This is a genomic window from Sandarakinorhabdus sp. (assembly GCF_031430775.1).
Classification (GTDB): Bacteria; Pseudomonadota; Alphaproteobacteria; order Sphingomonadales; family Sphingomonadaceae; genus Sandarakinorhabdus.
Genome location: NZ_JANPCD010000119.1, coordinates 1 through 8,754 on the forward strand (window position 1 = coordinate 1; position 8,754 = coordinate 8,754).

General features: G+C 66.1%; 13 protein-coding genes and 1 pseudogene. 3 read left to right on the top strand and 11 right to left on the bottom strand.

Features of this window, described 5'->3' with window-relative positions:
* Positions 1 to 44 precede the first annotated feature (44 nt).
* The gene (locus RMQ73_RS07440) at positions 45 to 575 is read right to left on the bottom strand and encodes a hypothetical protein (protein WP_310497464.1); all 531 of its coding nucleotides are present in this window, start codon (positions 573 to 575) and stop codon (positions 45 to 47) included.
* On the opposite strand from RMQ73_RS07440, the gene RMQ73_RS07445 reads away from it, so the two are divergent.
* The 3 genes and pseudogenes from RMQ73_RS07445 to RMQ73_RS14265 form a co-directional block, all read left to right on the top strand.
* The gene (locus RMQ73_RS07445; protein ID WP_310497465.1) at positions 556 to 1,083 is read left to right on the top strand and encodes a head-tail connector protein; all 528 of its coding nucleotides are present in this window, start codon (positions 556 to 558) and stop codon (positions 1,081 to 1,083) included. The genes RMQ73_RS07440 and RMQ73_RS07445 overlap by 20 nt on opposite strands.
* A gap of 14 nt (positions 1,084 to 1,097) precedes the next feature.
* Complete coding sequence (locus RMQ73_RS07450; protein WP_310497466.1) at positions 1,098 to 1,433, top strand: head-tail adaptor protein; 336 nt, start codon at positions 1,098 to 1,100, stop codon at positions 1,431 to 1,433.
* Positions 1,434 to 1,525: 92 nt separating this feature from the next.
* Positions 1,526 to 1,645, top strand: a pseudogene (locus tag RMQ73_RS14265) (DUF6127 family protein); the annotation flags it as partial.
* 40 nt (positions 1,646 to 1,685) lie between these two features.
* On the opposite strand, the gene RMQ73_RS14270 reads toward RMQ73_RS14265, so the two are convergent.
* The 10 genes from RMQ73_RS14270 to RMQ73_RS07500 form a co-directional block, all read right to left on the bottom strand.
* Positions 1,686 to 1,883 carry a DUF3168 domain-containing protein gene (locus RMQ73_RS14270; protein WP_409049850.1) on the bottom strand — a complete coding sequence of 66 codons (198 nt, stop codon included), beginning with the start codon at positions 1,881 to 1,883 and terminating at the stop codon, positions 1,686 to 1,688.
* Between the two features lie 109 nt (positions 1,884 to 1,992).
* A complete protein-coding gene (locus tag RMQ73_RS07460; RefSeq protein ID WP_310497469.1) occupies positions 1,993 to 2,529 on the bottom strand; it encodes a terminase large subunit domain-containing protein in 537 nt (178 codons plus the stop codon).
* 33 nt (positions 2,530 to 2,562) lie between these two features.
* The gene (locus tag RMQ73_RS07465; protein ID WP_310497470.1) at positions 2,563 to 2,730 is read right to left on the bottom strand and encodes a hypothetical protein; all 168 of its coding nucleotides are present in this window, start codon (positions 2,728 to 2,730) and stop codon (positions 2,563 to 2,565) included.
* Positions 2,730 to 3,032, bottom strand: coding sequence for a hypothetical protein (locus RMQ73_RS07470; protein ID WP_310497471.1), 303 nt, complete (start codon positions 3,030 to 3,032; stop codon positions 2,730 to 2,732). The genes RMQ73_RS07465 and RMQ73_RS07470 overlap by 1 nt, the downstream gene beginning before the upstream one ends.
* Before the next feature lie 99 nt (positions 3,033 to 3,131).
* Positions 3,132 to 3,962: a phenylalanine 4-monooxygenase gene (phhA, locus tag RMQ73_RS07475; RefSeq protein WP_310497472.1), complete on the bottom strand. Its 831-nt coding sequence runs from the start codon at positions 3,960 to 3,962 to the stop codon at positions 3,132 to 3,134.
* Between the two features lie 40 nt (positions 3,963 to 4,002).
* Positions 4,003 to 4,857 carry a serine hydrolase domain-containing protein gene (locus tag RMQ73_RS07480; protein ID WP_310497477.1) on the bottom strand — a complete coding sequence of 285 codons (855 nt, stop codon included), beginning with the start codon at positions 4,855 to 4,857 and terminating at the stop codon, positions 4,003 to 4,005.
* Between the two features lie 21 nt (positions 4,858 to 4,878).
* Entirely contained in the window at positions 4,879 to 5,376 is a 498-nt protein-coding gene (locus tag RMQ73_RS07485; protein ID WP_310497473.1) for a hypothetical protein, read from the bottom strand.
* Complete coding sequence (locus RMQ73_RS07490) at positions 5,373 to 6,506, bottom strand: serine hydrolase domain-containing protein (RefSeq protein WP_310497474.1); 1,134 nt, start codon at positions 6,504 to 6,506, stop codon at positions 5,373 to 5,375. Before RMQ73_RS07490 ends, RMQ73_RS07485 begins: the two co-directional genes overlap by 4 nt.
* Positions 6,503 to 7,684 (bottom strand): deoxyguanosinetriphosphate triphosphohydrolase, encoded by a 1,182-nt coding sequence (locus tag RMQ73_RS07495; RefSeq protein WP_310497475.1) that lies wholly within the window; start codon positions 7,682 to 7,684, stop codon positions 6,503 to 6,505. The genes RMQ73_RS07490 and RMQ73_RS07495 overlap by 4 nt, the downstream gene beginning before the upstream one ends.
* Positions 7,681 to 8,754, bottom strand: a 1,074-nt coding sequence (locus RMQ73_RS07500) for a CaiB/BaiF CoA-transferase family protein (protein ID WP_310497476.1), incomplete at its 5' end; no start/stop codon positions are given. The genes RMQ73_RS07500 and RMQ73_RS07495, both read right to left, overlap by 4 nt.

The following is an 8,754-nucleotide window of genomic DNA, read 5'->3' on the forward strand; positions in this document are numbered from 1 at the left end:
CACCGACGGCGGGACGCGGCGGATTGCTTTCCTCCCGCACCAGATCAAGCGCCAGCACGAACGCCTCGAACCTGAGCTCGCGCAAGCGGCCACTCCTTCAGGCGGTCACCGCCGTTCAGCACGAAACCGGAAAAATAATGCTGCTCGGCCAATGGGTATCCCAGGCGTTCGCCGACAACTGCCCGGCCCCTGGCCTGCCCTGCCGCATCACCGCTCGTCACGAACGTATAGTCCTCGAGCTGAAGCACATCGAACGCCGGCCGCGCCCACGCAATCGGCGCATTGGCGCGGATCAACTCGGGCGCGGCGGCATTGAGCACCTGCGGCGCGTAGAACAGCAGCAGCGTCTCGCAGCCCGGTGCCGCAGCCAGCGCCGCGTCACGCAGCGCCAGCGTCGCCCGGCCCAGAACCGCGCCGCACCAGTCCAGATAATCACGTTCCGACGCCGCCGACACGGCTCGGATATCGGCGATGACCGGCGCCGCCGTGCCATTTTCAGCCAGATGCAATGCCGCAATCGCACCATCATAGAGGCAAGGCTTGTGATCCGGCCCGATGCGACTGGTCACATCCATGGAGGCCGTGTCGGCGCCGGTCACGCTTGCCGAGGTCAAGGCGGCGCTGCGCCTTGACCGTGATGACGAGGACGCGCTGCTTGCCGGGCATATCCGCGCGGCATCGGCGCTGTGCGAGGCCTTTGTCGGCAGCTGGCTTTTCGAACGCGGGGGCAGCGAAACACTGCGCCGCGATCTTGTCTGGCAGCGGCTGACGACCGCGCCGGTGACGGCGATCAGCGGCGTTTCTGCCGATGGTGGGGCGCTGGCAGCCGGAGCATTCGAAACCGACATCGATGCCGGCGGTCAGGGTTGGGTGCGACTTGTGGGTTTGCCTGCCCAGTCGGCAAGCGTGTCGTTCCGTGCTGGCATTGCGCCGGACTGGAAAGGCCTGCCCGAAGGGTTGCGCGCCGGGATCGTCCGGCTGGTGACGCATTTGTACACCCACCGCGATGCGGCTGATGCCGGACCGCCGCCTGCGGCAGTCGCGGCGCTCTGGCGGCCATGGCGGCGGATGCGGCTCGGTTGATGAAAATTGGGGTGATGGCCATGACAGATGAAATGGCAGGCGGCCTGCGTGAGCGGGTTGTCATGGAACACTGGCGCGAGGCGCGCGATGCTGCGGGCACGGCTGCTGGCAGTTGGATCAGCGCCGGGCCAGCGTTTGCCGCGATTACGCCCGATGCGGGCACGGCGGCGGCGCTGGGCGAGGCGCGGCGGTCGGGCCGGCGCTGGCGCGTGACGATGCGCGAGGATGCACGCCTCGGGCTGACCAGCCGGCTATGGTGGCGCGGCGAGACGCTGATTGTGTTGCTGGCCGAGCGCGATCCGCGGCTGCCGGACCGTGTGGTGCTGCGCTGCGAGGCACAACCGATATGAGCGGCGCGAGGGTGATTTCCGGCCTGCACCGAGCCGGGAACCGGGCGGCAAAAGCGGCGGAAACACGCGCGGGCGCCGCGCTGGCTGCCGGGATGGCGGCGGCGTTCCCGGATGCGCGCCATGCGGGGGCCGACATCATCGAGCTGCGGCAGCTGGTGCAGGGTTGGCGCGACGCGAAGAAATCGGTGCTGCGCATGATGCTGGGCTGGGTGGTGCGCACGGTGGTGGCGATGACCCTGATCGGCATTGCCTTCAAGCTGGGGCTGCTGAGGGGACCCGGTGCTCGTGACCGGTCTCTGTCTTGGTTCCCCAATCACCGACCAGGTCGGGGCCGACCACCAGATACGGCGGGGCCGCATCTGCCGGCGGACCGTCGTAAACGCCCGTCACCCCGGCCATGCCGGTGAGCGCCGCGACCATGCGCTTTTGCAACTTCAGGCTCGCGCTCATGTCGTTCCTCCCGCAAACAACAGCCGCGGGTCGGCCAGCGCCGTCCGGCTGCCATGCGCCGCCACCGCCAGACCTGGCCCCGACAGCACCACGCCTTTGCTGGTCTGGCTCACATCCACAGCCGCGTCGCCAGCCGCAAATTGATCAGCGTCGCCTCCGCCCGCTCCCAATGCGCAAATTCATCGCCCCAGGCATAATCGAACTGGCCGCCGCGCAAACTGTCGGGCTCCCCGCCCGAAAACAGCCGCGCCTCGCTGCCGTTGGACCAGGTGATCCGCCTCAGGCTCGGCGTCCATGTCAGTTGCTGGCCAGGCGGCACCCGGGCCAGCAGCCCGGATTCGCCCTCCACCATCACGGCCCGCGCCGCATCCAGCGTCGCGCCGACCAACGCAATGCGCTTGCCAGCTTCGGCGGCGCGGGCATGAACCCATTCCGACCCGGCATGGGTCTTGCCAAAACCGCGCCCTGCCAAAATCGCCCAGATTGTCCAGTCTCCGTCCGGCGGACGCTGGCTCTCGCGCAGGCTGCCATCTCCGGTCAAGCCGGCCATCAGCGCGGGCTCGCCAAAACTGGCTTGCAGGCTGAGGCGCTGTACACGCTGCAAGTCGTGAAACAGTTCAAGCTCGGATGCTGCCGGTTGGTCCAATGTGCCGGCTCCCTTGATGAATGTTGCAATGAATCAGTATCGGTCCGGCCCGGTGTCCAGCGGCCGGCCAGCCAAGGCTTCAGCAGCATTTTCCGCTGCCAGTTGGCGAATTTCCTTGCGCAGACGCGCAACGCTGAGACTGTCCACCGGCTTGCTTTGTTCAACTGAAACCTGCGCCTCGCGGCGGGCCAGAACAGCCATCACAAGCCGGCTATCGACCAGTCCGTTTGCAACTTTGGCTTGGCAGGCTTGTCGGTATCGGCAGGGTCCGGCTGCATCAGCAGCGCCGCCAACACCCGAAATTCGACCTGCTCCCAGGCGATGTTCACCGCCCGCGCCCAGCCAGCGGCAAAGCCCGGATCGCTGTCGCGCAGGGCAAACGCCTCAACGACCGGACGAACCACCTGCCGCGCCGCAGCCACCGGGTCGCCGCTATCGGCAAGAAGATCAAGGAATGCGCGCTTGTCCCTTGCAGACCAACAAATGTGCGGCTGCTTGGTCATCGCTTGCTCCATCTTGCCCCGGTCGTCCTGTCTGGACCGATTCCGCTGGCATGACAGTTATCTAACCTAAAGCGTGACGCTAGTCAACAATAAATAACCTTATTGGTTCGTTTTTTGCAATGCATAGCGTTGCGAGCCAAGCGTCAGGACGCGGTCGGTCGCCACCACATCCGCAGGCGCCAGGTCGGGCAAGTCCTTGAGCCGAGCGTACAGCGGTGCAAAATCCGTATCGAGCGTGGAGCGCAGCAACTGCGCATAATCATCGACCACGAAATAGGATTGCTGATAATCGTCAATGCGATAGCGTGTCTGCATCAGCCGTTCGAGACCATAGGCGATGCGGTTGGGGCTATCCGATTCCAGCGCGAAATGGCTCTCGCCAAAGCTCGACACGATCCCCGCGCCATAGATGCGCAGCCCTTCCGCTTCGCGGATCAGGCCGAATTCGACCGTGTACCAATACAATCGCGCCAGATGGTGCAACGACCCAAAGCCCAAAGAACGCAGGCCGCCCTGCCCATAGGCTTGCAGATAGTCGGCAAAAACCGGGTGGCTGAGCATCGGCACATGGCCGAACACATCGTGGAACACATCGGGTTCCTGGATATAATCCAGTTGGTCCGGCCTACGGATGAAATTGCCCGCCGGGAAACGCCGATTCGCCAAATGGGTAAAAAACACATCGTCAGGAACCAGCCCCGGCACCGCCACCACCGTCCAGCCTGTCAGCGCCATCAGCCGCTCCGACAGCTCGGCAAAATCCGGTATGCCCGGCTTCGACAAATGCAGCACGTCCAGCCCGTCCAGAAATGCCTGGCTCGCCCGGCCCGGCAGCATGGCAGCCTGCCGCGCAAACAGCGTGTCCCACACACCATGGTCCTGCGGCGTGAAATGCGCCCAATCCTGCGGAATCGTCCAATCATCATTCATGGCGCGATCCTAGCACATCCCGGACGAAAATGCCGATGCTTCAGGGCAAGATTGCCAGCACATCGGCGGCAAACCGCGCCGGGTCGAACGGCTTGCCAGGCAAATCGAACCCGCGCCGAATGACGATGACACCAGCGGCCGGCACGATCACCGCATATTGGCCGCGATTGCCGTTCATCTGGTACGTGCCCGCCGGCAAGCCCGCGACGCCGGACAGGCGCCAGAAACCGGCACCATAACCTTCGCGCCGCCCCTCGGGCTGGGTCATCGTCGGCGCCTCGACAAACGCCGGCCAGTCAGTGGGCAGCAGCTGCCGGCCGCCAGCCTTGCCGCCGTTCTGATACAGCAGCGCCAACCGCGCCATGTCGCGCGCCGTCATCCACACCTGGCTCGACAGCACGAAATTGCCCTGCCAATCGGTTTCCGGCGTTGTCCGCGTCATGCCCAATGGCCACAGCACTTCGGTGAACGCAAAGCCCAGACCCTGCGGCCCCAGCCGGCTTTTCAGCGCATGTGCCGCCAGCAGGATGTCGTTGTTGCTGTAGTTGAAATGGCTGCCCGGCGCATGTTCCAGCGGCATGGTCGCCGCTGTCTGCGTCACGCTGGCCCCGCCCAGATAAACTTCATCGGTGCGGTTGCCCGGCCCGTCCGTCCACAGCCCCGAATTCATCCGCAGCAGTTGCGCCATGGTGATCTGCGCGCGCGGGTCGCCGGCAGCGCCCCATTCCGGCACCGTCGCCGGTGCATTCACATCGACCAGCCCCATCTGAACCGCCCGGCCGACAAGCGTTGCGGTGAGCGACTTGGCCACCGACCATGTGCGCTGCGGGGTGTGCATCGTCCAGCCGGCGCGGTAACGTTCCGCCACGATCCGCCCGTCCTTGTTGTCGATCAGCGCCGTCGTGCGATCACTACCCTAATCCCCCGCGAATCCCGCCGCCACCAGCGCGTCCAGCCGCGCGCGCAGGCGGCGCAGCATCCGCGCGCTTGCCTGTGCATCCCCCAGCGGCCAAGGCGCCGCATCCAGCCTGGCAAGATCGGGCTGCTTGAGATCCGGCGTCAATCGCGGCACCAGCGCCGCCACATCCGGCCCCGCGCCCACCGGCAATTGGGCACAGCCCAGCAACGGCCGCCACACCGCAATGCGCGGCGGCAGCTTTGCATCAAAAGCAACCGATACGGTTCGCGCTGCATCATCCACTGCCACCGGCAGATCGGCCACCAGCGCCTGATAGTCGCCATAGATGCCGGTCAGGTCGTCCGCCGTGATCGCCGCCATGTCCTGCCCGGCATTCCAGCGCCCCGAACACACAAAGGCCGCCTTGTAGCCCGCCGCCAGCGCCAAACTGTGCGGCGCGGGCGCGGCAGCGAGAGGCGACGCCAGCAGGGCGGCAGCAATCCATATCCGCATCATGCCATCATCCCCTGCCACATCGCCATGGCCAGCATGCCGGCGCGCATGTCGCCCGTCGTCGTCGGCGCCATCTTGTTCATCGCATAGGCCATGCACATCCGCGTATCCATGTCGCAGACCACCAATGACCCGCCATAGCCGCCCCAGAACACCGTGTTCGGGTTGGGAAACGGCCGCGACGGCCCCGGCAGGCCATAACCCATGCCGTAATTCAGCGGCATCGCCAGCACCAGGTCATCGCCCGAAATCTGGGGCTCCAGCGCCCGGCGCACCCCGGCTTCGGACAGGATGCGCTTGCCGCCCGCCACGCCGCCATTGGCCATCAGCGTCTGCACCATCGCCACCGACCGCGCATTGCCATGGCCATTGGCTGCCGGCAGTTCGGCGCCGCGCCAGGCCCGGGTCGTGGTTGCGCGCGGGTCGATGGCGGGGTTGCTCGCCATGTTCTGCGTCAGCCAGCTGTTCGACACATTGCCGATGCTGCCGCCCGGCGGCGGCGGAATCAGCCGCGCCACCCGGCCATCATCGCTTTGCGGCAGGCCGATATGGAAATCCGCGCCCAGCGGCTCGGCGATCTCGGTGCGAAACACCGTCCCCAGGGTCTGCCCGGTGATGCGCCGCACCACTTCGCCGACCAGAAAGCCCTGTGTCATGGCATGATAACCCGGCGCCGTGCCCGGCTCCCAATACGGCGCCTGCGCCGCCAGCAACGCTGTCGCCTTGTCCCAGTCATAGATGTCTTCGGGCGCCACCGGCTCCTTGAAGCCCGACAGGCCGGCCGAATGGCTCATCAGCTGTGCCACTGTCACCGCGTCCTTGCCGGCGGCGGCAAATTCCGGCCAGTAATGCGCCACGCGCTCCTCGAATCGCAGCTCGCCCCTGTCGGCCAGCAGCAGCGCCGTCAGCGCCGTCATCGTCTTGGTCGTCGAATAGACGTTGACGATCGTGTCCTTTTCCCAGGCCGCACCCGTATCGGCATCGGCAACGCCGCCCCAGATATCGACCACCACCTCGCCGTCGATTGTGGCGCAAAAACTCGCCCCCACATCATCGCCGCGCGTGATGCTGGCGGCCAATACGTCCTTGGCGGCGGCAAAGCGCGGATCTGCGTGCCCATGGATTTGCGTCATGTCGTCATGTCCTTTGGCAGAGGCGACGGCCCGATCAGCCGTTCGTAAAGGGTAAGTGCATAGCGGTCGGTCATGCCGGCGACAAAGTCGCTGACGTGCCGCGCCCGCGCCGGTTCCGACGCCGGGCACAGCGCCGCCCAGTCGCCGGGCAGCGCCGACGGATCGTCATGAAGCACGGCAAACAGTCCGGCCACCACCTGTTCCGACGGGTCGCGCAGCCGTGCCACCTGCGGATGACGATACATGCGGGCGCGCAAGAAATCCTTCAGCGCCCTCACGGCGCCGGCCATGTCGGCAGACATGCCCACCAGCGTCCGCCCCGCGCCGCGCACAGCGGCAGCATCGGCCGGCGCAGCAGCTGCCAGGCGCATTCTGGTCTCCGCCAGCAAATCCGCTGTCATCCGCCCGATCTGTTCGCGCACCAATTCCGGCACCAGGCGTTGCAAACGATCATTGGGCCTGGCCGCAACGCCCGGCCAGCGCCGCATCACCGCCGCCCAGCAATCGGCGGTGAACGGCACGGCGGCCGCCACCTCCTCCACCGTGAACAGTCCGGCGCGAATACCGTCATCCAGATCGTGATTGTCATAGGCGATATCGTCCGCCATTGCCGCCACTTGCGCCTCAAGCCCCGAATGGCCGGCCAGATCGAGCGGCCAGTCGGCATCTGCCTGCGCCATGGCCCATGTCGGCAGATAAATCGGGCCGTTATGCTTGGCCAACCCCTCCAGCGTCTCCCACGACAGGTTCAGCCCGTCCCAGCCCGGATAACGGCTTTCCAGCCGCGTCACGATGCGCAGCGTCTGGGCATTGTGATCAAAACCGCCAAAGGGCGCCATCGCCACTTCCAGCGCATCCTCGCCGCTATGCCCGAACGGCGGATGCCCCAGATCATGCGCCAGCGCACACGCCTCGGTCAGATCCTCGTCAAGCGCCAATGCCCGCGCCAGCGTGCGGGCAATCTGCGCCACCTCAAGGCTGTGCGTCAGCCGAACGCGGAAATGGTCGCCGTCGGGCGCCACGAACACCTGGGTCTTGTACCGCAGCCGCCGAAACGCGCCGGAATGCACGATGCGGTCGCGGTCACGGCTATAGGGCGTGCGCGTCTCCGACGCCGGTTCATCGAACCGCCGCCCGCGCGACACCCGCCAGTCCGTGGCATAGGGCGCCAGTTTCAACGCACCACGCCCCCTGCCTTCAGCGCGGCCACCTTGTCAGCATCATAACCCAGCCCGGTCAGCACGGCATCGGTATCCGCCACATTGGTCATCCGCACGGCATCCGTCATCGTCTCCGAATATCGCGGCGCCGGCGCCGGCTGCATCACGCCGCCCGCCTCGACGAACGTGCCGCGCGCCACATTGTGCGGATGGTGCGGCGCCTCGGCCATCGACAGCACCGGCGCAAAGCAGATATCGGTCATCTCCATGATGGCGCACCATTCATCGCGGCTCTTGCCAAGGAACAGCGCCGTCAGCTTCGCCTTGAGGATCGGCCAGCGCGACGAGTCCATCTGCGCATCGAAATCCGGATCCTCGGCCAGCCCCGCCTTTTGCCGCAACAGCGCATAAAATTGCGGCTCAAGACTGCCGATCGAGATCCATTTGCCATCCGACGTTTCATAGGTGTCGTACATGTGCGCGCCGGTATCGAGCAGGTTCACCCCGCGCTCGTCCTTCCAGATGCCATTGGCGCGAAAGCCCCAGATCATCGCCATCAACGCCGCTGCCCCGTCCGTCATCGCGGCATCGATGACCTGGCCCTGGCCGGTTTTCTGCGCATGCAACAGCGCCGACACCATGCCGAACGCCAGCATCATGCCGCCGCCGCCGAAATCGCCGACCATGTTGATCGGCGGCGTCGGCTTTTCCCCGGCCCGGCCAAAAGTGTGCAGCGCGCCGGCCAGCGCGATGTAATTGATGTCGTGCCCGGCAGCATGGGCATAAGGCCCGAACTGCCCCCAACCGGTCATGCGGCCATAAACCAGCGCCGGATTGACGGCATGGCACTCCGCCGGGCCAAGCCCCAGACGCTCGGTGACGCCGGGGCGAAACCCTTCGAACAAACCATCAGCGGATTTCACCAGATCGAGCACCAGCGCGCGGCCATCGGCGGATTTCATATCCACCCCGATCACCCGCCGCCCGCGCAACAACGGGTCGCGTGCATCGATGCGCGCGCCGGGCCGGTCCACGCGGATCACCTCGGCGCCGTGGTCGGCCAGCATCATGCCGCAAAACGGCCCAGG

What these genes read in the sequence shown, in the direction of transcription:
- RMQ73_RS07445 (WP_310497465.1), top strand. Translation starts at nt 556, where the DNA reads ATGCGACTGGTCACATCCATGGAGGCCGTGTCGGCGCCGGTCACGCTT.
- RMQ73_RS07440 (WP_310497464.1), bottom strand. Translation starts at nt 575, where the DNA reads ATGGATGTGACCAGTCGCATCGGGCCGGATCACAAGCCTTGCCTCTAT.
- RMQ73_RS07450 (WP_310497466.1), top strand. Translation starts at nt 1,098, where the DNA reads ATGGCCATGACAGATGAAATGGCAGGCGGCCTGCGTGAGCGGGTTGTC.
- RMQ73_RS14270 (WP_409049850.1), bottom strand. Translation starts at nt 1,883, where the DNA reads ATGAGCGCGAGCCTGAAGTTGCAAAAGCGCATGGTCGCGGCGCTCACC.
- RMQ73_RS07465 (WP_310497470.1), bottom strand. Translation starts at nt 2,730, where the DNA reads ATGGCTGTTCTGGCCCGCCGCGAGGCGCAGGTTTCAGTTGAACAAAGC.
- RMQ73_RS07470 (WP_310497471.1), bottom strand. Translation starts at nt 3,032, where the DNA reads ATGACCAAGCAGCCGCACATTTGTTGGTCTGCAAGGGACAAGCGCGCA.
- phhA (WP_310497472.1), bottom strand. Translation starts at nt 3,962, where the DNA reads ATGAATGATGATTGGACGATTCCGCAGGATTGGGCGCATTTCACGCCG.
- RMQ73_RS07485 (WP_310497473.1), bottom strand. Translation starts at nt 5,376, where the DNA reads ATGATGCGGATATGGATTGCTGCCGCCCTGCTGGCGTCGCCTCTCGCT.
- RMQ73_RS07490 (WP_310497474.1), bottom strand. Translation starts at nt 6,506, where the DNA reads ATGACGCAAATCCATGGGCACGCAGATCCGCGCTTTGCCGCCGCCAAG.